Genomic DNA, 22,386 nt, shown 5'->3' on the forward strand with positions numbered 1-22,386 from the left:
AAAAAATATGCTCTGAAATTAACATTGTGGGATATTTAAATATCTGTTGTTTTACGGGTGTGTGGGTATGAATAATTATGTAATTTTATGATTTTGTCTAAATGTTAGTTACTCCATAAAAGGGCGCGATTGTTGTAGATAATTTGTCTAATGCCTCGATAAAAATATAGAGATACTAGACTTTTTTCTGTTTTCGGTAGCAATTATTTATTTTGAATGATTCAGTGATATGAATTAGCTTACTTTAAAGATATTGGGTATTTTTTGACTCCAATACCTTATTTTTTGCCTTCTTAAATATCCACGGTGAACCGTACCATGTTAATAATCATTACAGACATAAGAATGTACCACTTCTGCCGTTTTTTCACCAGTTGCTACTAAACAGTTTACCAATGGGGTAACGTCAAGGCTTTGGAAAGTGAAAAAACCTAAATCCTTCTTATTTTTGATGGGGAATTAGGCTTATGGTCTTCCGCAATCGCCCCATTGTTGAAGATCATTTCTATTGAAGAGTATATTTGAACTCTACAATAATTTTTTTAGAATCCTCCTAATTAATTGGCACGAACGTTCATTCGTGTATAATAGAAAGTGTATTTAATCAAAGGAGGAATTAATATGAATTCAATTGATTTAATTATTTTAAATTTTAATGAAGTTAGAAGAAGAAGCGTAAAAGTCTGGACATCTATTCCAGAAGAAAAGCTCCACTGGAAGCCAGATGGTGAAGCATTGAGCTGCTTAGAAATGATTAGGCACGTACTAGAAAGCGAACATTATTATCACCTAGCTATAAAAAATAAAGGTAGTTTATCCATTTTCGATTCACCTTTCGAAAATCTTCCTTTAACATCTGTAAATGCTGAATTAGAATTTGCAGAACCTTATCGAAATCAGTTCATGGATACAATTAAGTCATTTTCAGAAGAAGATTTAATAAACATTAAGATTGATCGCTCAGAATCAGGTTACATAAGAGAGTTGGGTGACATGCTTTTACGTGTTGCTTATCACGAATCAGTTCATACTGGTCAGCTATTAGATTATTTAAGAACAGCAGATATTCCAAGGGTCCGTATCTGGGATTAAAACTATACAATGGTGCTATCACAATAGTGATGCACCTATTCTATTGTACAGTTTAAGTCTAATACGAAAAGACAATCACAGTTAATGCAATCGTCTCTTAGATGGGTTTAGTCTATTCACAGTATCGTTGGACTGCGTAACAAATGATTCTTTTATAAATGGCAGTTCTCGTTCAACAAATAAGGCCTATTTTGCTTTTATAAACAGAGAAAAGTATCTTTAACAATAGTTCCAATTTGTTGATAGATACTAGTATATAAATAACGTCCTATGTACGTTAAAAAAACTTTGTAAGTCCTAGAGTATGTGTATGTGTCCCAATCAAGGTAAGAATAGGAAGAATGAGTTCACCTCTGCATCCAAAATTAGTCAAGTTTTTTGGTGATATATTCCTTAATTTCATACAAGTCTCGTTTAGCAACAGGGTTTATACTAAACTTATACATATTGGTTAAACTCCAAGATCATCCTCAACTTGTTCTTCAGTTAGCCACTCATTCCCAGTTTTAATTGCCTCTTCAGCTTCCATAAGTTTTGAAAGCAATTTAATCGTAGCTTGGTTTTTCTCATATTCTTCAACAACGGCATATTTACTTCGCCCATTTTTCGTTAAAAAAAACTGGATCACCTACAGCAAAATCCTTTAAAACTTCATTGTAATTTCTTAAATCTTAAACTAGTTTAATGTTTGACATAATATCAAACTCCCTTCGCTGAATTTATTATTTCTATTTGTCATCAAAACACCTTACATGTTTACGTATTTCCCTCTCCCTTGTGAATAGTTGTAAAACTGCTAATATTGCAAATATTAGATGGACCACTACATCTATATTTATCAGTCAGCTCACAACACAAATAGTGTACTGCTCTTTTCTTCCCATCCCTTCACCCATGCCAGTAATTTATTTGGTCTCAAATTGGCCCCAGTTGTCCCAAATTTAGTGCATTATCCTGCATCATTTTGCAAAGTAGATAAAAATAAAAACCCCTTGAAACGTTGATGTAACAACATTTCAAGGGGTTTTTGTGCATTACTCTGCAATCTAAAAAGATTAACGAGAGTAGAACTCAACGATAAGAGCTTCTGTAATTTCAGCAGGAAGCTCAGAACGCTCTGGGTAACGAGTGTACGAACCTTGTAGTGATTCAGCATCAAATGTTACGTAAGCTGGAACGAAATCTGTTGCTTCAAGAGATTCTTTGATAACGTTTAGGTTGCGTGACTTTTCACGTACACCGATTTCTTGTCCTGGCTTAACGCGGTAAGATGGGATATCTACGCGGTTTCCATCAACTGTAATGTGACCGTGGTTCACCAATTGGCGAGCTGCGCGACGAGTACGAGCAAGACCCATACGGTACACTAAGTTGTCTAAGCGAGACTCAAGAAGAATCATGAAGTTCTCACCGTGAATTCCTGCCATTTTAGCAGCAGAATCAAAAGTGTTACGGAATTGACGCTCATTCATTCCATACATATGACGAAGCTTTTGCTTTTCTTGAAGTTGTAACCCATATTCAGAAAGCTTCTTACGTTGGTTTGGACCGTGTTGCCCTGGAGCATACGGACGCTTTGATAATTCTTTTCCTGTGCCGCTTAAAGAGATTCCTAAACGACGTGATAATTTCCAAGATGGACCTGTATAACGAGCCATAATGTGACTCCTCCTTGTTATTTTGATGTTGCAAAATAACAACCGTATTCGTAATCTCATCCAGTGTTCATTTTGTCTTCATGCATCTTCACTTCGACAGCTAGAAGTTACGCAATGCACCTCAACCGAATCAGCCGCTGTGAGGAACAAAATGAAAACAAAGCATGCTTACGCTGGCTGTCTTATTTCACACAAAGTACATTATATTCATTTTAAACTCGTATGTCAACGTTTATCATTGATTGTCATCAAGATAAATGTTTTTTTTGAAATATTTTAAAATTTAAAAATTATATAGAAATAGGATAGTTTTCGTACCATAATTGTTTTATAATAGGAATGTATAAAGTCCTATACATTGATTGTTTATTTGTTTCAATTCTAATATTTGGTTGTTTTGTAAGTCGTTTCAGTTAATTTTTGGCGTTTTTTGTTCACTCGGATAAGTCGAATTTACTACAAGGGATGAAGGCTGTGTGGTGATGAAAAAAGTGGCGAATGTAATTGTCGATAACAATCTTTTGAAGGAATATGAGAATCGGTTAAAGGAGATTGCAACCGTTTATCAAGAACAAACTGAAGTCAAATGGCCTGCATTATTTTTTTTAACCGAATCGAACCAAACTTTTTTTGTTTTTAGAAAATGTGGGAGAAATGTCTGAAACAGAATTAGGGTTGGCGAAGTCTTTAGTAGAATCTCACCCATATCAGAGCTTGTACGAGTGTAACGATTATTTTCAAATGAATAAGACTAAGTTGCCCAATATACGTACTAGCCATTTTAGTTATCAACTTTTTTTAGGAATAGTCACACCACTGAACAACCCAAACGGCCTAGATATGGGCTCTTTCATAAAAGGGTTAGCGATGTTGTTTAATGATCAAGATCTAAAGAGGCTGTTTTCGCCTTTTACTGTTGTGGAACTATTGAAGGACTCCGAATTTGACATCGAATTGCATTCATTAGTCGATACTTTTTCGTCTTACTATGAGAGGACTTGTAATCGATCTATTTTAGTGTATGAACGTCAAGATGATCACCTGTATGCCTTAACGTCTAATGTGACAATCCCTTCGATAATCGAATTGAGCGAATTTGGAGCTGCGCTTCAGCAAACGAACTATGAATCATGTTGCTTCATTCATGGAGATGCTTTATTCGCTTCATCTGATAAGACCTATATTATGTATCCAGTTTACTTGAATGGAGAGTTAATTCTAGTATTCTTTTTTCCGGTTGTAGTAGAAAACACCAATACGAGCCTTGACGATTATAAGCAGTGGTTTGAGTCATTTATACCTTTACTACAAAAATCATATGTATATGAACGAAGAAAGCATGAAAGCAAGCGTCGTGAAATTTTATTACAAGTTATGAAGAAATTCCATTCCACGATGATGAGTGAAGACGTGTTACATGAGATCGTGGAAGCCATACACGAGGCATTCCCTGGTTATCTCGTCTATTTGTTGCTTTCTCAAGAGTCGAAAGGGAAGGATGGGATACCCATTAAGCCACTGCTTTATGGAAATGAAGTAGGAAGTAAAGTAGTAGAGCATGCTTATGTGACTGGTGAAATCCAAATTGTCAAACGAAAAGACAAGCTAACGTTATTTGTTCCACTCCGAGGGAAGCAAGGTGTATATGGAGTGATGGAAATTAAAGCTCCACATACCTACCAACTTCCGAAAGGGGAGGTTGAATTTATTCAAATGCTTGCAGATACAGGTGGTAATGCGTTAGAAAATGCGGAGCTGTATCAACAGTCACGTCATCTTATCCAAGATTTACAACTCATTAATGAAACAACACATCAGTTAAATGAACACCGACGTCTTACTGACATCGTTTATTATATGACGAGTCAAATAATAGAATCATTTGGTGCAGAAGAAGTGGGTTTTATTTTGTTTCAAGACGACAATGAAGTACGTATGTTGGAGGGGAGTACCTGCTTATTCCATGAACAGTTGATCAGTTCACAGCTGTCACCATTGTTTGCTAAGATGAGAGTGGAGAAGGAGCCTATTTATATTGGTGAATTAGAGCTATACGATATTGGGAGAATTCCTGGGTTTCAATCGTTATTGGCAGTACCGATGATCCATAATCAAAAACTTACAGGAATGGTCATTGCTCTTCATCAAGAACCTTACCATTTTACGTTTGGACACTTTAAATTATTACAATCTATGATTCGACATTCGACATTAGCGATGACGAATTCGATGCTGCATGAAGAGTTAGAGCGACTTGTTATAACCGATCATTTAACAGAGCTTTACTCACGAAACTATTTAGATGAGCAAATTCAAAGCTCGATGGAGAAGGATCAAAAGGGAACCTTTCTATTAATTGATATTGATGATTTTAAACATATTAATGATACGTATGGTCATCAGGTTGGTGATCAGGTTATTATTCAAGTAGCTACTATTTTAAAAGATATGACGATTGATCGAGGTATTGCTGCAAGGTGGGGAGGAGAGGAGCTTGCCCTCTATTTGCCAGAAACATACGTAGAAGACGGTCGTCAACTAGCTGAAAAGATACTCTTTCGTATTAAGCAAGAATCGAACCCATCTGTTACCGTTTCAATAGGGATCTCGTATTGGGGTGAGTCTAGTGATTCTTCAAATTTAAATCAACTATTTCAACGGGCTGATCAATCATTATATGAAGCGAAGGAAACGGGGAAGAATAAATTTGTCACTAATGAATAGTCAATTATGTAAAGGTATGGCTTGATGCTAGATGTCGAGCCATACCTTTATTCGTGTTCATTCTAATGTTTAGGTTGAATTTACCTTTTTCAATGGTTTCCTAGTTCGAACATTCTATCCCTTTTGCTAACTCGTTCACAAACTGTTCTAGGTAATTTTGCTCTTCTTCTGTAAAACGGTTTAGCTCGGGACTATCGATATCAAGTACAGCAAAAATGTGCCCGTTTATAAAAAGAGGAATGACGATTTCAGATTGTGATGCAGCATCACAAGCGATGTGTCCAGGAAAATCATGAACGTTACTTACTCGTATCGTTTTCTTCTTTTCAAGGGAGGTTCCACAGACTCCTTTACCGGATGGAATACGTACACATGCTGGCATTCCTTGGAAAGGGCCTAACACAAGCCCTTTGTCCTCAACAAGATAAAATCCAACCAGTTGACGTCAGGGAGAAATTGATACAGCAATGAACTTGCATTTGCTAAATTGGCAATCGTATTATGTTCATCTTCTATTAAAGCTTTTAATTGATTTGTTACTAGGCTATATCTCTCACTTAATGTGCCATTGTAAGTCATTGATTGAAACATGCTCATAACCTCCATTATTTTCGAAAATGAAGTATATCAAGAACAGGAAAAGGTTGCAAGAAATTTGTCAAATGAAAAATGGGCGATGTCGAAGAGATGATAAAGGACTCAACGAAGAAAGAGCGAAACATTACTGAAAGACGGTTACACTGAGGTGAAAATCATGCAAAGAGGGATGGCAAAGGAAAAGATTGTAGAGGCAGCTACTTGGTTATTTCATATGAATGGATTTAATGGAACAACCGTCAGAGAAATAGCTGCTCGGGCAAATGTCAATGGGGCACTGATTTCCTATCATTTTGGTGGCAAGAAAGAGTTGTTTGAACAATTGAGTATACCATTTTTCGAAGGATATATTGAAATTGTCGATCGTTCATTAGAAGGAGAATGTGAGTCGGTAGAAGAACGACTTTTTTTATTAATTCGACAATTACTTGCTTATCAAACGAAGCATCTTTTCATTGCAAGGATGGTACATCGCGAATTGACGCATGATTCGACCTTTGTGCGTGAAATTATGGCGACTTATTTGCGAAAGGAGATGTATCAATTAGAAAATTTAGTGAAGCTAGGAATGAAAAGAGGAGAGTTTCAAAAGCAACCCGTGCAGTACATCGTGATCCAAATTCGTTCTTTTATCACAATGCCCTATATGTCTCCTCATTACTTCCAAGAAATGTATCAATTGAATCCTAGTGAACCACACTTTATCGAACGCTACTTGGAACACATTAAGAGAGTCATTAAACGTTGGTTATGTTCTTCTACAGAATCTCATTCTTCTGCTTACCGACCTTGATTCAAGGTTGCTGATGTCAATAGATGTTCATGAAATTCTAATGAATGATAGCCGTTGTTTAATTCTTTTACTTGATGTGCATCAGACCCATAAACGAGTGGAATATTCATTTGTTTGGCTTGATGGATCACAGTTGAATATGGGTACGGCTCTTTACATAGCGGCTTGATAACTCCAGCCCCATTGTAATCAAGCATATAACCCTTTGCCTTTATCTTATTTAAAATGGCTGTAATCTGATTTAGGTGCGAAGTATTTGTTCGGAAGCGTTTATGAAATTTTTGTACTAATGTCATATGTCCAATCCGTTGTGGTTTGTACGTACCTAATTCAGCTGAAACCGATTCATACACAGTCTTATAGTAAAGACGATGTACAGCATCAATAGAGCCTAGCTGATCACAGATTAGTGAAAAAGCATCTGGACTGTAATCAAGACAAACGTATTGATCCCCGATTTGAATAAAATGAACAGATAAAATGCTGTCATCTAAATAAGGACCATACTCCTCTAAAAATGCTTTTGTCTCTGTTTCAAATCCAATAATAAAATCGACTTCCAAACCTAAATAAATGGCTAAATGGTTTTGGTATTCTTTTTTTAATTGTTGAATCTCGTCTATATAAGTGTGTAGCTCAGATTGCTTCATAGCACTATCCTGATCAGGAGTAGGATCTATGAAGGAGGTGGGTAATGGGGCATGCTCAGCAAATGTTATCCCTGAACGACCGAGCCGAATTGCTTCATCACAATAGGCTGCTAGAGAATCTTTTGTTCCGTGTGGGCAGTAGGGGGTATGGACGTGTCCATCGTGTATATTCATTATCTTTTCACCTCTCATAAAGATAGAGTCTAAAATTATGGGACAAAATTAGCAATTTCATGGTATCATAATGGAAGTAAAATGAGGAGAGCTTTAACGAGCTCCTTTTTAAATTTACATACGATATTTTCGAAATCATTAAAATAAATTTAGAATTAGACGTTGATCGTTATGGAAGGAGTCTTGTATGAACTTAATTTATTTGGCTCTTATTATTTTGGTTTTATTATTTGTAGGTAGCTCTTATATGAAAAAGCGAGTTTATAAACGGGTTGACAAATTAGAAAGTTGGAAAAATGATATTTTGCATCGGTCTATTCCAGATGAAATCGGTAAAGTTAAAAAACTGACGATGGCTGGAGAGACGGAGGAGAAGTTTGAAACGTGGCGAATGGAGTGGGATGATATTGTTGGCGTCATCTTACCTGATATTGAAGAGAAGCTGTTCGATATTGAAGAATATGCTGCGAAAAATCGTTACAATAAAGCTAAGCAATTATTAGTGATGACAGAAAGTCGCTTATCAGGAATTGAGGAGCAATTAAAGATTATGCTTGCCGATATTCAAAAGCTCATTGAGAGCGAGGAGCAAAACCGAACAGAAATAGCTTCGATTCAACAAAGATATGAAACGTTAGAACATCATCTTTCTGAAAAGAAAGGAGCACTGGTAGAAGCTTATCCTCTTTTTCATGAACGATTACAGGAAATTAAGAATGAGTTGATGACGTTTGAAGAAGCAACTGAAAATGGAAGTTATTTAGAGGCACGAGAGTATTTAACCGACGCTGCACAGTTAACGCAAACGCTGGAGTGGCTTATGGAGGATTTTCCTAAGCTTCTTGTGCAGGTCGACGTCGTGTTGCCTGGAGAGATTAAAGAAATAAGAAAAGGAATCGAGGATATGCAAAAGGACGGCTATCAATTGGAGTCGTTTGCCATTCCTAAGCAATTAGAAGAAATTGAAAAGAGAATACAGGAATTAAGAGAACGTGTTGTGGCTTTGGAGTTTGATGGTGTTGAAGAAGCGGTAGAGGAAGAAGTAAAAAGACTTGAAGAGCTATATTCAATTCTAGAATATGAAGTGGAATCAAAGACGATCGTCTATAATAAGATGGCCGATTTGGAAACATTCATTGAAAAAGGTGAAAAAGAAGTAGAGGCTCTTCTGAATGAAACCTTATCGATTCAAGAAAGCTATCTGATCTCAATTGAACGTCTGAATCAGCAAAAAGAGATGCAAAAACGAATTGAAGATTTATCGAGCCAGCTTGTTGTCATTATTGATTTAATTGAAAACAAAAAGCAAAGCTTTACTTCTATTAGAGAATTAATTATGAATTGGTTAAAGGATATTGAGCAAGCATTGAACGAAATTATGAAAGAGAAAGAAACGATGTTCTCTATGAGAGAGGAAGAACACCAGTCTAAAGAACGATTGACTTCTTTAAGGGCTATGCTTTTTGATACGAAACGATTGGTACAGAGAAGTAATATTCCCGGGCTACCAACTGTTTGCCTTGAGAAGTTAGAAGTAGCTGAACAGAAGCTACGTGAATCATTTGCGTTATTAGATCAAGTTCCGCTTGAACTAGAGAATGTGAATCAACTCGTATCGGAAGCCGATGAATTAATTGATGAGACACATAATGAAGTGCATGATCTTGTACATTTAGCACAATTAAGTGAACGAGTGATTCAATATGGAAATCGATTTAGAAGTCGCTCAGATGATCTTCAAGGTCAATTAATGGAAGCTGAGCAATTGTTTAGACAATTTCAGTATAAAGAGGCTCTTGATTGTGCAGCACGTGCTGTTGAAGAGTTCGAGCCTAACGTTGTCACAATTGTTGAAGAACATATTTCCGCTTAATACTAAGAAGGATACAGGAAAGATGCCCACAATTCTCTTATGTGAGGCATCTTTTTCTTGTGGCATTAGAATTGTATGAATAAATCCGTAGAAGTTCATCAAATAGGATGGTATTGGCTCCGTCTGTAACAGGTAGGATAGAAGAACGAAAAATATAGATGTACGGGTTTTTAAAATGTAATAAGGAGACAATAGACTAGTCTAAGTTTCTATACCTATGCTAACATAGTGAAATGTCGACACGTTTCAAGAGGTGAAAATCATGATTTATTTAGATAATAGCGCAACAACTCGACCAGACCCAGCAGTAGTTGAAACATATATGAAGGCATCTCTTGGCTTCTTTGGAAATCCTTCCTCCCTTCATACGTTAGGAGTAGAAGCTGAAAGGTTATTGAATGAAGCTCGTAATCGAGTAGCTGCTTATTTAGGTGTTTCATCGAATGAGATCATCTTTACATCGGGTGGAACTGAAGGAAATAATTTAGCGATTAAAGGCGCAGCAAAGGCAAGAAAGCATCGGGGGAAGCATATCGTGACGACTTCGGCTGAGCATGCATCTGTTTTAGCGACATGTCAATCACTAGAAGCGGAAGGATTCGAGGTTACATATATTGATCTTGATCCAAGAGGGCTTGTTTCAGTAGAGTCTGTCATGGCAGCCGTTCGTCCGGATACAGTTGTCGTCTCGGTTCACCATGTTAATAATGAAATTGGTGCAATTCAACCTGTTGAAGATATTGGTAAACGTTTAATGGATTGGCCAAATGCGATGTTTCATGTTGATCATGTTCAAGGCTTGTCGAAAGTCCCGCTCTCATTAAATGATGCACATATTGACCTTTGCACAGGTTCAGCGCACAAAATTCATGGGCTAAAGGGGACTGGTTTTCTATACAAGCGAAAAGGAACGAACATCTCGCCATTGCAGCATGGAGGAAATCAAGAATTTAACGTTCGAACGGGAACGGAAAATGTAGCTGGAGCAGTAGCTTTAGCCAAGGCTTTACGACTTATGGGTGAGAGAGGCAGTGAATTGAAACGACTTGAATCACTTAAAGGTTATGTCATTAAAGAATTGAAAAAAATTGAAGGTGTAATCGTAAATAGTCCACTTGAAGGAGCGCCACATATTATCAATATGTCGCTACCTTGTATTAAGCCAGAAGTGGTCGTACAAGCATTAGCTGAAAAAGACATTTATGTTTCAACGAAGTCGGCATGCTCATCGAAAGAAAGTGAACCTAGTCATGTGTTGCAGTCGATGGGTTTAGCGCATGAGAGAACAGTAAGTGCGATTCGGATAAGCTTTTCTGTTGAAACGACAAAAGAAGAATTAGATCGATTTTTAATGGAATTTCGACAGTTAATTCCTGAACTTATGGAGGTAGCTCAATCATGATATATAATCATATTTTGGTCCGCTTTGGAGAACTAGCCTTAAGAGGGAAGAACCGTTCCTCTTTTGAGAAACAATTAGTTCAAAACATTCGCAGTGCGATGGGGAAGTTTGAAAATGTTAAGGTGAAACGGACGTTTGGCCGCATTATTATTCATTTAAATGGCCAGGAGCATGAACCAATTATTGAAACATTAAAAACGATCTTTGGTATCCATTCTTTTAGTCTAGCGTTAAAAGTAGAAAATGATGTGAAGGCTATACAAGAAGGAGCACTTCATGTCTTTCACGAACATCAAGAAACAACAAAGACGTTTAAAATTTCTGCGAGACGAGCTTATAAATCATTCCCTGTCTCCTCTCAGGAGTTGAATCATAAAATTGGTGGCTTTGTTTTATCACAAACAGAAGATTTAACAGTAGATGTCCATAACCCTGATTTAAATATTAATGTTGAGGTCCGGGAACAAGCAACTTATATTACAGCTGGTGCATTTTCTGGTGCTGGTGGATTGCCAGTTGGAACGAGTGGAAGGTGCTTATGATGCTATCTGGTGGCATCGATAGTCCGGTTGCTGGATACTTAACAATGAAGCGTGGAGCGAAGCTAGAGGCTATTCATTTTCATAGTCCTCCTTATACGAATGAAAGAGCGAAGCAAAAAGTATTGGACCTAGCTCGGACGTTAACGAAATTTGGAGGTGAAATAACCATTCATCTTGTCCCTTTTACAGAAGTGCAAAAGCATATTAGAGCGGAAGTGCCGAGTAATTTTCAAATGACGATTATGCGTCGAATGATGCTCCGTATTAGTGAACAAATTGCAAATAACGAACAAATATTAGCTATCGCTACAGGAGAGAGCTTAGGTCAAGTTGCAAGTCAAACGTTGCATAGTATTCATACGATCAACGAAGTGACTAATTTGCCGATATTACGGCCACTCATTACGATGGATAAATTAGAAGTGATGGATATCGCAAAAGAAATTGGTACTTATGATATTTCAATTTTGCCGTACGAGGATTGTTGTACGATCTTCTTACCGGACGATCCTAAAACAAAACCTAGACGTGATCAAGCGCATAAATTTGAGCAATATGTTCATATGGATCACTACGTTGCAGACGCTGTTAATCGTACGGAGAAAATACTTATTAGTGGCGAAATGAGAGATCAAAAGTCAATTGATTCATTATTTTAATTGATTGTTTTGTAACTCTCAACAATTACCAACAATCATTGTGCATGTTTTTCTTTCTTCCGACTCATTCTATGAGTACAAAGGAGGTGAGAGACATGGCTAACAATAACAGCTCAAACCAACTTGTCGTACCTGGTGTACAACAAGCACTAGATCAAATGAAGTATGAAATTGCTTCTGAATTTGGCGTTCAACTTGGACCTGATGCAACTTCACGTGCCAATGGTTCTGTAGGTGGTGAAATCACTAAGCGTCTTGTTCAGATGGCAGAACAACAAATGGGTGGTCAACAGTAATTAAATAAATGATGGATGGAAGAAGTCGCTGCTTTAAGGAATTTGCTCCTTAGAGGGCGACTCTTTTCGTATTGTAGCCAGTTTGAAAAATCTATTTTCATAAAGAGTAGACAAAAAGCTGATTTGTCTATCTCAGAGAAGATTATTTATTCGAATAACGCTTCTAAATTGCAAGTTTTGATCGATTCTGTCACGATATAGAGAAAAAAGGAGGAGTGATTGAGGTGGGGACGCTATGGTGTAATGGTACTTTCTATACAATGAAGGTAGAAGGCCAAACGGTTGAAGCGGTCTTTGTAGAAAACGGGACCGTTGTGGCGGTAGGTTCAAGACGTGAACTTGAGCGTGCATTTAAAGATCAGTTGGATGAAGTGATAGATGTTAATGGTGGCTATGTTTATCCAGGTTTTGTTGATAGTCACTTACATATGATTGGACATGGTGAAACAAAGGTTCGCTTGGATTTATCAGCTGTTACCTCTGCTCAAGAAATGAAGCGGCTGTTAAAAGAAAAAGCTACATCATTACAAGAGGGAGAATGGCTATTAGCTGAAGGGTGGAATGAGAATCATTTTGTTGATCGTAATATTTTACATCGTGATGAGCTTGATGAGATTTGCCCTAATCACCCTCTCTATATAACAAGAATTTGTCGTCATGCAGCGTTAGTGAATAGTCGAGCGCTGGAATTAGCGGGGATACATTTAGAAACGCATGATCCTGAAGGAGGAGTGATCGTCCGAGATCATAAAGGTGAACCGACAGGATATCTATTAGATGCAGCTACTGAGCTTGTGAAGGATGTCATACCGGAAGTAAGTGATGCTTATATTCGTCAAGCACTAGAGTTAGCAGTAGACGATTTGTTAAGCAAAGGACTTGTTGGAGGACATACAGAAGATTTAGCTTATTATGGTGGCTTTGAGAGAACACTAACACAATTTATGAATGTGATCGATGGGCACCGCAAGAAATTCCGCGCGCATTTACTCGTACATCATGAGGCATTAGATGAAATGAAGCAGAAGCAATATTTGTTTGGGGAGCAGACTCCTTTTATCGAATTAGGTGCAGTGAAGTTATTTGCTGATGGAGCACTAGGTGGACGCACCGCTCTCTTAAAGAAGCCATATTCAGATGATCCGTCGACTTCTGGCGTTGCGATTCATTCAGAACAGTCACTAAAAAAGATCGTTCAATTAGCTAGAGAATGTTCGCAACCTGTTGCGATTCATACAATAGGCGATGGGGCATTAGAGATGGCATTAGATGTGATTGAACAATATCCACTTAATCAAGGTAGAGATCGACTTATTCATGTGCAAGTGGCTAGTGAATCATTAGTTGAGCGAATGAAAGCATTACCCGTAACGTTAGATATACAACCACGCTTTGTCATTTCTGATTTCCCTTGGGTTATAGAGAGGCTTGGACAGGATCGAATGGCTTATTCATTTGCATGGAAAACATTACTCAATGCTGGATTAGCGTGTGCAGGTGGCTCTGATGCACCAATTGAACCGATTGATCCTTTATTAGGTATTCACGCAGCGGTGACAAGACGAAAACAGGATGAAACGCATGAAGGCTATTTGCCACATGAAAAGTTGTCCCCTTTTGAAGCGATTCAATTATTTACGAAGGGCAGTGCTTATGCAATTGGGAAAGAACATAGTCGAGGCTTTATTGCTGAAGGATACAGCGCTGATTTCACGGTATTAGATCAGGATCTATTTCGTATTGCTCCTGATGAAATCTTATCGACGACCGTTTTGATGACGGTGGTTGATAATACAGTGATGTATCATTATGAGTTTACATGATAAAAAGGTCTAAAACGATACTCATTCGTTTTAGACCTTTTTGTGAGGCGAGGCATTTGAGAAAAGCCGCTACACAGCCATTCTCATGCCAAGCGGATCCTCATTCCCCGGCTTTGCTCGTTACATGACTTTCTGAAAGAACCTCACTTTCAGAAAAGCTTAACAACCTGTAACGGCTCAGGACACCATAGCTTAGAAAAAATTTTGCTGAACGTTGCGCCAAAAATGATAATTATCTTTCTGAAGAATGTGAATCTGATGGTCAGCAAGTGAGAGTGAGACTTCTTTAGCGTGACGAATGCTCAATGCTTCATTGTCAACACCAATAATCGGATGGTCGTTTCCATCTTGGATAACTTTTAGAGTGAGTGTCCGGTCTGCATTAAGTACAAACGACGTCCCTAACGTCCGGTAATGGTTGTTATTAAGGGAGGCAATTTCACTTACTTGAATCGACGGTAAAGTTGGGTCAATAATGGCTCCTCTAACAGATTTACTGTATCCTGTGCTTCCAGATGGGGTTGATATAATCATTCCATCACCACGGAAGGTTTCAAAATGAAACTGATCAATATAGACATCTAAGACAAAGGTTTTAATGACATTAGAACGGATCGTACATTCATTTAAGCAATAAAATGGAGTTTCGTCATTGATAACAACTTGTAAAATCGGATTGCTTCGTACGGCTTGATGTTCCTTTGACATCATTTGAAAAGCGAGATCGAGATCATTCATCGTGAAATCGGTATAAAAGCCTGTTGTTAGATCAGGAGTAATCCCGATATACGTATGCTGCGGGCTAAAGTTGGTCTTTTGTGCTGCTTGGAGGAAGGCGTTGTCTCCTCCGATGCTAGCGATAATGGTAGCATCTTCTAGATGATTTACAATGGGAATATTAAGTTCTTTCGCTTTAGATCGAAAAAGCTCAGAGTATGTATTCATTTCATTGGTCTTCTTATAAAAAAGGTAAATTTTCTGCATCAAATCGTCCTTTCTTCATCGTTTCGTTGATTCTAGTTTAAATCAAGGAACGGTTCATGACAATGTATCACGTTTATCGATGTCAAATTAAGGTGAAACTAGATGGAAACATGAGGAAAGAAGGGGGTTCTAAGTGGTTTGGGTTTATATAATTGGTGGATGCATCGTTCTGTTTGTACTGCTGCTTTTATTGAAATTGAAAATTCACATTCACTATTATCATGAAATGGATGATGATCAGCTTGAGGTAACTGTCTATATATGGTGGATGAAAGTATATTCATTTTCAGCTCCTGTTATTAAATTCAATATGGAGACACTATCCTTAGAAGTAGAAGAAAAGCAAAAGGTTGCAATGAATCAGTCGGAGAAAAAAGGTGTATTGACACCTAAACGTCTTATCGAAGATTTACGTAAATTTCGTGATTTTTTGCAGCATGTTGTTGGCTTGCATACGATCGTCCGTCGCTTCTTAAAAAAGGTTCGTGTCAAACAGTTGAAATGGCACTCCGCACTTGGTATCGAAGATGCGGCCCATACAGCTCAATTAGCTGGTGCTGTATGGTCTTTAAAGAGTGTTATTGTTGGAGTTATCTCACACTATACTCGACTTGAAGATACTCCTCAAATGACAGTAGAGCCACGTTATCAAATATTTTATTCTCATACGAAGCTTTCCTGCATGATTTCGTTTCGTCTCGGGCAAGCTATCCTTGCAGGCCTAATGTTAGTTAAGCATTGGCGAAGAAAACCGTCTAATCAGCAAGCGAAGTCGGTTGAGGAAAATATTTAATAGGGAGGTATTACGTTGGGAGATCATCCGATTCAAGGTTTAATGAAAACGGCAATGGAAAATTTAAAGGAAATGGTAGACGTAAATACGATCGTAGGAGATCCTGTTGAAACTCCGGATGGTAGTGTCATCATGCCTGTGTCGAAGGTTGGATTTGGCTTTGCGGCAGGTGGTAGTGAGTTTATCATTGATCATCATCATGATGAAGAACATAAACATCCTTTCGGAGGAGGAAGTGGTGGTGGGGTTTCCATTACACCAATTGCGTTCCTTGTTGTGAATAGCAAAGGTGTGAAGATGGTTCACCTTGATAGCAATACTCATTTATACGAAAAACTCCTCGATTTTGCACCGCAAGTTGTTGATAAAATTCAAGATATGATCGGGCAGTCGGACCAGAAAAAAGGAGATCCTTATATAGCTGGGAACACACCGCCACCACCGCCACCACAAACAACTATGTAGGTTTAAAAGCTACTCTGAGAAGAGAAGGAAGGGCACTGAAAAAGTTTGGTTTTTAACTTTTTCAGTGCCCTTTCGCAATGTGTAAAGTCGTTGCCTATTTGAAAAGTTTGATACGAGTGGGTTTCTCTATCAAGTGAGCAATGAGTGCAGCCATTACTAGTCAAATCAAAGGTACTGAAAAAGTTAATTTGTCCTTTTCAGTGGACTCCGAGAAGTTTTGGTAGCTTTCTGGCTGTGACCTCATTCAAAACCTTCTTCGTTAATGTCCATATTAATTGCCATATTAAGGGTGGTCATGTACAATAGCAGTGATGTGACATAAATAATGAGGAGGATGAATGATGGCAGAAATTACGTTTAAGAATAATCCAGTTACACTGCTTGGCACTGAAGTAAAGGTTGGGGAAAAGGCTCCAGATTTTAAGGTGCTCGCAAATGATTTATCTGAAGTAACATTAGCGGATTCAAAAGGATCGGTAAGGTTGATTAGTGTCGTTCCGTCAATTGATACGGGTGTATGTGACCAACAAACACGCCGTTTTAATGAAGAAGCAGCTTCGTTAGATAATGTGAAGGTATTAACGGTAAGTGTTGATCTTCCATTTGCGCAAAAACGTTGGTGTGCAGCAGCAGGAATTGAAAATGTACAAACGTTATCTGATCATCGCGATCTTTCTTTTGGACAGGCTTATGGTGTAGCGATCGAAGAGCTTCGATTGTTAGCAAGATCGGTGTTTGTTATTGATTCATCTGATACGGTTGTGTATGCAGAGTATGTTTCTGAAGCGACAAATCATCCAGATTATGAGGCGGCAATTGAAGCTGCTAAAGCAGCAAAATAAAAGAATTGATTGTCAGAGAAGAGGCTGGGACATAACGAAAGTGTTTAGCTGAGAATTTGAACAATGTGCAAAGGGTATTTCGAGAACGGTCAATTTGCACAATGTGTATTTGTTCGGATTCTCATTTAGTAAACCACTTTTTGCCCAGCCTCTTTCTCAATGTTTAAAGTGACCAAAAATAGATTAGTGTGTAAGAGAATGAAAAGACGTAGGGATGAGTGCTATGGTAGTAGAACAATTGTATGATTACTTTGACAAGTGTGCGCTCTATTTAGAGAAAAAGGGTACGAACACTTATTTAGAAGGTTTAGCAGAGGCAGGAGAGAATTTATTTCAACATAAAATTGTACAACCGATTTCAGATGATGATCAAGCGGTGTTAAAACGGCTGTTAAATAATGTAGATAAATTAGAGTATAAACGTGAGGACGTACGGAAGGCGCTTCAGCTCGCTGTATTGAAGGGAATGAAAGGTGCGGTGCAGCCACATCATTCCATGACACCTGAGGCAGTTAGTGTATTTGTCCATTATTTATTTTATAAATTGCTTGGAGATAAGGAGAAGGCTACGGTCCTTGATTTGGCTGTAGGGTCTGGTAATTTACTGTATACGATCTTGAATCAATCGAAGGTCCCTTTGGATGCACAAGCCTTTGAAGTGGATGAGACGTTATTAAAATTAGCGTACATTGGCGCAAACTTACAGCAGCATGAAGTGAACCTATATCATCAAGACAGTGTTGAACGACTATCGACCCCAAAAGTCGACTTTGTTGTGACAGATCTCCCTGTAGGTTATTATCCTAAAGATGATGTTGCCAGTCACTATGAGTTAAAAGCGGAAGAAGGACATTCTTATATCCATCATTTAATGGTTGAGCAAGGCTTAAATCAAGTGAAAGACGGTGGATTTCTTCTTTTCTTAGTGCCGAATTTCATATTTGAAAGTGAGCAATCAAAGGCATTACATGAGTATTTAAAAAAACATGCTCACATCTTATCGTTGCTACAATTACCGCAATCGATGTTTTCATCGGAACAATTCGGTAAAAGTATTTTCGTGATTCAAAAGAAAGGAAACGGCACTAAATCGCCGAGTCAAGCACTTCTAGCCGAATTACCTTCTTTTTCAAAGAAAGAAGCGTTAGCAGATATGATTCAGAGGATTAATAAATGGTTTGCTGACGAATTGGGAATCTTATAAAAATAAGCCTAACCTCCAAAAGGTTAGGCTATTTTCAAAAGACAAAAATTCTAACGTCACTCCAGCTGGATGTAAGTGAATAATGAAAACGCTACGAATTGTTCTTTGTAAGAGTATTCATTTCTGAATTGTTTGAATATGGAAAGAAATCGGTACTTTTACTTGAAATAAGCTTGTTTCGGTGCTTAAATGTAAGATGATCTATTAACAAAGGAGCGGGTTAAAAGAATGTCAAACATCTTAGCAATTAACGCAGGTAGTTCTTCTTTAAAATTCCAACTGTTAACAATGCCAGAAGAGGAAGTTGTGACAAAAGGATTAGTTGAACGCATTGGGCTTGACCAAGGAGTATTTACGATTGAAGTAAATGAAGAAAAGAAATCAGATACACTAAATATTCCAGATCACGCTGAAGCGGTCAAAATTCTATTAGATAAATTAACGTCACTTGGAATTATACAATCATTAGATGAGATTGATGGTATCGGGCATCGTGTCGTCCACGGAGGAGAGAAGTTTAACGATTCTGTTTTAATTACAGATGAAGTCTTACAAGGGATAGAAGAGGTGTCTGAGCTTGCTCCATTACACAATCCTGCCAATATTGTCGGAATTAAAGCATTTAAAGAAGTACTACCCAATGTACCGGCGGTTGCTGTGTTTGATACGGCGTTCCATCAAACAATGCCTGAATCTTCTTACCTTTACAGCTTGCCATATGAATATTATAAAGAGTATGGAATTCGCAAATATGGTTTCCATGGAACTTCTCATAAATACGTCTCAAACAGAGCAGCAGAGTTGTTAGGGAGACCAATTGAACAGCTACGCTTATTATCTTGTCACTTAGGAAACGGTGCGAGTATTGCCGCGATTGAGGGTGGTAAGTCAATCGATACATCAATGGGTTTCACTCCGCTTGCAGGAGTAACAATGGGTACTCGTTCAGGGAACATTGATCCTGCTCTTATTCCATACATTATGGGGAAGACGAATCAAGATGCAAATCAAGTGTTAGATACACTTAACAAACGAAGCGGTCTGTTAGGGGTTTCTGGTTTTTCTAGTGACTTACGTGATATTGTGAATAAGGCGGAAGAAGGAAATGCACGTGCACAATTAGCTTTAGATGTTTTTACTTCTCGTATTCATAAATATATTGGTTCGTATGCTGCGCGAATGAGTGGAGTGGATGCAATTATTTTCACAGCTGGAATTGGTGAAAATAGTGATGTGATTCGTGCACAAGTGTTAAAGGGATTAGAGTTTATGGGAGTATATTGGGACCCAGCTTTAAATCAAGTGAGAGGTCAGGAAGCATTTGTGAATTATCCTCACTCTCCGGTTAAAGTGTTAATTATTCCAACAAATGAAGAAGTCATGCTTGCTCGCGATACGGTTCGATTAGCACAGTAATTATTTTTGATCAGGGGTTATATAAAGAGTGAACGAATACTCTTCATATAACCCCTTCTTTCTTTGCAAACTTTTACATACAATAGAAAGGAAAAGCTGATTCATACTTAAGGGGGAGTTAGTATGATATCTAATTGGAATGAAGGAGAGGTCATTGTTCATTTCTTTTATATTCGTGAAAGAGAAGTGAAGCATGCTGCAAATGGGAGTGATTATGCAACCTTTGTATTGGAACGGAACCTTCAGCGAATACAAGCTATTCTTTGGGATGTAACTGCTGAACAAGCTCAACAATTTGAACGACATGCAGTTGTTAAGGTTGAAGCGACAGTAGGTTCGTATCGCGGACAGAAGCAATTAACCATTCAGCGAATGCGCCTAGTGACGAAAGAAGATCAAGTGAAAGTTGCGGACTTATTATCGCGAGATGGTGTCGATCGAGAGGACTTGTGGCAGGAATTGAGGTTGTATATGGAAGAAATACAATCAGATGTGCTTAGAACAATGATTAAAACAATCTTTGGTAAGAAATCATTTCGTGAACGTTTTACAACGATGCCAGCTGCGAAAATGTATCACCATGCCTATTATGCAGGCTTACTTGAGCATGTAGTAGAAATAACGAGGAGTGCATGGCACTTATTCCCGGTTTATCCAAATTTAAATAAAGATGTTGTCATAACGACATGTTTGTTACATGATATAGGTAAGACCAAATCCTTTTTAGATGCTACAGCTCCAGAGCTATCATCGGAAGGGGAATTTTTCGGTCATGTTTCAGTTAGCCTAGACATGATCACGCAGGCAGCCTACAGTGCCGGACTTGACTTAGATCATCCAGAGATCACACATGTAAGACATTGCATGGGAAGTCAATTAGGTGAAGTGAGCCAAGGTCTTGGAAGTGCAGCTTCTCCTAAAACAGAAGAAGCTATTTTCTTCTCTTTATTAAAACATTTAAATTGCCAATTAAATAACATGTCGATGTTGAAGGAGCAATCTGTCGAAGAGTGGACCTATTCTCCACTGTTTAAACGACGTGTGTATACTAAAAAAGAAAGGGAGTAGATGGACATTGGAACATCACTGGGATGAGCTTGAACAATGGGAACGGCGTTATTTTGAAAGAGAACAATCTGACCTTGGAATTTTGTACAATCAGTGGCAAGAAAAATGGCTTAAATCATTAAATCAGAAAAGAAAGCGACAAGTGCTTTCTTTATTAGATAATTGCCTCGTTCATTTGCAGGCTGGGTTGCTACATAGTCGTTCATTTGAAGAGACGAAGAAACGTGTCTATACGCATGCACGGATCTTTCACCCTTCCATTTCAAGTGCGGAAGCATTAAGGCAACTTTCAATTGAACAAGCGAATTATTTAGCTGATCAGCTTATGGCAAAACAAAGGCTCTTGTCGGTAGGTCAAGGAGGTGTAACGGGCTTAGGTGGTCTATTCTTTCTTGCCGCTGATCTACCTGCTTTGATGGCCATTCAATTGCGGTCATTGCAGCAACTAGCATTTGTATATGGTTATGATTGTCACCATCCTATGGAGCAGATGGTTATGCTGAAGCTCTACCATTTGGCGACATTGCCGAAAAAATACCAAAAGTCAGAATGGGACAAGCTATTAGAGGAAAGTCTCGCTCATCAACAAGCGATTTTCTATGAGGGTGATGACTCGATCATTCAAGAGGAGTGGTTACAGCGATTTACCCCTCAATTAGCAAAGAGCTTCCTCATTACAATCTTACGAAGAAAGACTGTACAGTTTGTTCCATTATTCGGGGTGGTTGTTGGAGCAGGAATGAATTACGCGTTAACGAAACAAGTGATTGAGGTTGGACAACATTTTTATTTGAAAAGGAGACTATTAGATCTAGCCTCTGATCGTATAACGTAATAAAAGGAAACATTCTAATCGTTCTCGTCCATTAATTCAGGCTAGGAGACATTATGATGCCCTAGCCTCGTTATCTGATTCTTATAAGGAAGGCGTTACTCGAAATAAGATCCAGAGATCATTAATAATGGATGCGAGTTCAGCCATTTCTTCATTCAGTTGGCAGGATTTCTCGAAATCTTCTTCATTTGAAAGTTGCGCATGAACGGATTGAATTTGATTTTCCATTTGCTTGACTCTATCCGGAATCGCACCACGTATTTGTTCCCATTTGTTAAGCGTGTTTGCTTTCGTCTGCTCATCTAAATGATCCCATTCTTGTTCGATATGAGGGACGCTTATTCCTAACCGTAGATCGTATATAAATTTCACATGCAATTAGATCACCTCCGACATTGATCATATCGAAGATTGCTATATTTGAAAATAAAATCATTCAAAAAAGATGCAATAAACACTTGCCAAATTGAACGTTGCCTGTTAAAGTAATGAATAT

20 protein-coding genes and 2 pseudogenes are annotated in these 22,386 nt (G+C 38.1%); 16 read left to right on the forward strand and 6 right to left on the reverse strand.

Going from position 1 to position 22,386, the window contains the following annotated elements; genetic code table 11:
- Positions 1-621 precede the first annotated feature (621 nt).
- Positions 622-1,092: a DinB family protein gene (locus tag JCM9152_RS06595; RefSeq protein WP_035342392.1), complete on the forward strand. Its 471-nt coding sequence runs from the start codon at positions 622-624 to the stop codon at positions 1,090-1,092.
- 451 nt (positions 1,093-1,543) lie between these two features.
- On the opposite strand, the gene JCM9152_RS06600 is transcribed toward JCM9152_RS06595, so the two are convergent.
- Together JCM9152_RS06600 and rpsD are read right to left on the reverse strand one after the other, a co-directional pair.
- Positions 1,544-1,720 (reverse strand): hypothetical protein, encoded by a 177-nt coding sequence (locus JCM9152_RS06600; protein WP_201768790.1) that lies wholly within the window; start codon positions 1,718-1,720, stop codon positions 1,544-1,546.
- Positions 1,721-2,147: 427 nt separating this feature from the next.
- Positions 2,148-2,750: a 30S ribosomal protein S4 gene (gene rpsD, locus JCM9152_RS06605; protein WP_035342396.1), complete on the reverse strand. Its 603-nt coding sequence runs from the start codon at positions 2,748-2,750 to the stop codon at positions 2,148-2,150.
- Between the two features lie 476 nt (positions 2,751-3,226).
- Here rpsD and JCM9152_RS06610 point away from each other — a divergent pair, with 476 nt between their 5' ends.
- Both JCM9152_RS06610 and JCM9152_RS06615 read left to right on the forward strand, forming a co-directional pair.
- A complete protein-coding gene (locus tag JCM9152_RS06610; protein WP_035342398.1) occupies positions 3,227-3,412 on the forward strand; it encodes a hypothetical protein in 186 nt (61 codons plus the stop codon).
- Positions 3,405-5,474 carry a diguanylate cyclase domain-containing protein gene (locus JCM9152_RS06615; RefSeq protein ID WP_081727929.1) on the forward strand — a complete coding sequence of 690 codons (2,070 nt, stop codon included), beginning with the start codon at positions 3,405-3,407 and terminating at the stop codon, positions 5,472-5,474. The genes JCM9152_RS06610 and JCM9152_RS06615 overlap by 8 nt, the downstream gene beginning before the upstream one ends.
- Positions 5,475-5,574: 100 nt before the next feature.
- Here JCM9152_RS06615 and JCM9152_RS06620 read toward each other — a convergent pair.
- A pseudogene (locus tag JCM9152_RS06620) lies at positions 5,575-6,065 on the reverse strand (GAF domain-containing protein).
- A 163-nt stretch (positions 6,066-6,228) separates the two neighbouring features.
- On the opposite strand from JCM9152_RS06620, the gene refZ reads away from it, so the two are divergent.
- Positions 6,229-6,864 (forward strand): forespore capture DNA-binding protein RefZ, encoded by a 636-nt coding sequence (gene refZ / locus JCM9152_RS06625; RefSeq protein ID WP_035342401.1) that lies wholly within the window; start codon positions 6,229-6,231, stop codon positions 6,862-6,864.
- On the opposite strand, the gene hisJ is transcribed toward refZ, so the two are convergent.
- On the reverse strand, positions 6,852-7,688 hold the full coding sequence (gene hisJ, locus JCM9152_RS06630; protein ID WP_439644195.1) for a histidinol-phosphatase HisJ: 837 nt from the start codon (positions 7,686-7,688) through the stop codon (positions 6,852-6,854). The genes refZ and hisJ overlap by 13 nt on opposite strands.
- A 187-nt stretch (positions 7,689-7,875) precedes the next feature.
- Here hisJ and ezrA point away from each other — a divergent pair, with 187 nt between their 5' ends.
- The 5 genes and pseudogenes from ezrA (at position 7,876) to JCM9152_RS06655 (ending at position 14,283) form a co-directional block, all read left to right on the forward strand.
- The gene (ezrA, locus tag JCM9152_RS06635; protein ID WP_035342404.1) at positions 7,876-9,561 is read left to right on the forward strand and encodes a septation ring formation regulator EzrA; all 1,686 of its coding nucleotides are present in this window, start codon (positions 7,876-7,878) and stop codon (positions 9,559-9,561) included.
- Positions 9,562-9,823: 262 nt separating this feature from the next.
- On the forward strand, positions 9,824-10,963 hold the full coding sequence (locus JCM9152_RS06640; RefSeq protein ID WP_035342407.1) for a cysteine desulfurase family protein: 1,140 nt from the start codon (positions 9,824-9,826) through the stop codon (positions 10,961-10,963).
- Positions 10,957-12,164: pseudogene (thiI, locus tag JCM9152_RS06645) on the forward strand (tRNA uracil 4-sulfurtransferase ThiI). The gene JCM9152_RS06640 and the pseudogene thiI overlap by 7 nt, the downstream one beginning before the upstream one ends.
- Before the next feature lie 95 nt (positions 12,165-12,259).
- Positions 12,260-12,460: an alpha/beta-type small acid-soluble spore protein gene (locus JCM9152_RS06650; protein WP_035342410.1), complete on the forward strand. Its 201-nt coding sequence runs from the start codon at positions 12,260-12,262 to the stop codon at positions 12,458-12,460.
- A gap of 224 nt (positions 12,461-12,684) precedes the next feature.
- Entirely contained in the window at positions 12,685-14,283 is a 1,599-nt protein-coding gene (locus JCM9152_RS06655; RefSeq protein WP_035342413.1) for an amidohydrolase, read from the forward strand.
- 192 nt (positions 14,284-14,475) lie between these two features.
- Here the strand turns inward: JCM9152_RS06655 and JCM9152_RS06660 are convergent, their stop codons facing one another.
- Positions 14,476-15,228: an NAD kinase gene (locus JCM9152_RS06660; protein ID WP_439644197.1), complete on the reverse strand. Its 753-nt coding sequence runs from the start codon at positions 15,226-15,228 to the stop codon at positions 14,476-14,478.
- Positions 15,229-15,400: 172 nt separating this feature from the next.
- Between JCM9152_RS06660 and JCM9152_RS06665 the strand changes: the two genes are divergently transcribed.
- The 7 genes from JCM9152_RS06665 (at position 15,401) to JCM9152_RS06695 (ending at position 21,890) form a co-directional block, all read left to right on the forward strand.
- Positions 15,401-16,060 carry a DUF2953 domain-containing protein gene (locus tag JCM9152_RS06665; protein WP_035342418.1) on the forward strand — a complete coding sequence of 220 codons (660 nt, stop codon included), beginning with the start codon at positions 15,401-15,403 and terminating at the stop codon, positions 16,058-16,060.
- A 15-nt stretch (positions 16,061-16,075) separates the two neighbouring features.
- Complete coding sequence (gene ytfJ / locus JCM9152_RS06670; RefSeq protein ID WP_035342421.1) at positions 16,076-16,525, forward strand: GerW family sporulation protein; 450 nt, start codon at positions 16,076-16,078, stop codon at positions 16,523-16,525.
- 341 nt (positions 16,526-16,866) lie between these two features.
- A complete protein-coding gene (tpx, locus tag JCM9152_RS06675; protein ID WP_035342423.1) occupies positions 16,867-17,367 on the forward strand; it encodes a thiol peroxidase in 501 nt (166 codons plus the stop codon).
- A gap of 223 nt (positions 17,368-17,590) precedes the next feature.
- Complete coding sequence (locus tag JCM9152_RS06680) at positions 17,591-18,571, forward strand: class I SAM-dependent methyltransferase (RefSeq protein WP_235715647.1); 981 nt, start codon at positions 17,591-17,593, stop codon at positions 18,569-18,571.
- A gap of 228 nt (positions 18,572-18,799) precedes the next feature.
- Complete coding sequence (locus JCM9152_RS06685) at positions 18,800-19,987, forward strand: acetate kinase (RefSeq protein WP_035342428.1); 1,188 nt, start codon at positions 18,800-18,802, stop codon at positions 19,985-19,987.
- 123 nt (positions 19,988-20,110) lie between these two features.
- Positions 20,111-21,055, forward strand: coding sequence for an HDIG domain-containing metalloprotein (locus JCM9152_RS06690; protein WP_035342431.1), 945 nt, complete (start codon positions 20,111-20,113; stop codon positions 21,053-21,055).
- Between the two features lie 7 nt (positions 21,056-21,062).
- Positions 21,063-21,890, forward strand: a complete 828-nt coding sequence (locus JCM9152_RS06695; RefSeq protein WP_035342434.1) for an EcsC family protein — start codon at positions 21,063-21,065, stop codon at positions 21,888-21,890.
- Between the two features lie 81 nt (positions 21,891-21,971).
- On the opposite strand, the gene JCM9152_RS06700 is transcribed toward JCM9152_RS06695, so the two are convergent.
- Positions 21,972-22,268 (reverse strand): hypothetical protein, encoded by a 297-nt coding sequence (locus tag JCM9152_RS06700; RefSeq protein ID WP_035342437.1) that lies wholly within the window; start codon positions 22,266-22,268, stop codon positions 21,972-21,974.
- Positions 22,269-22,386: the final 118 nt, after the last annotated feature.

Source organism: Halalkalibacter hemicellulosilyticusJCM 9152, from assembly GCF_000513115.1.
Taxonomy (GTDB): Bacteria; Bacillota; Bacilli; order Bacillales; family Bacillaceae_D; genus Halalkalibacter; species Halalkalibacter hemicellulosilyticus.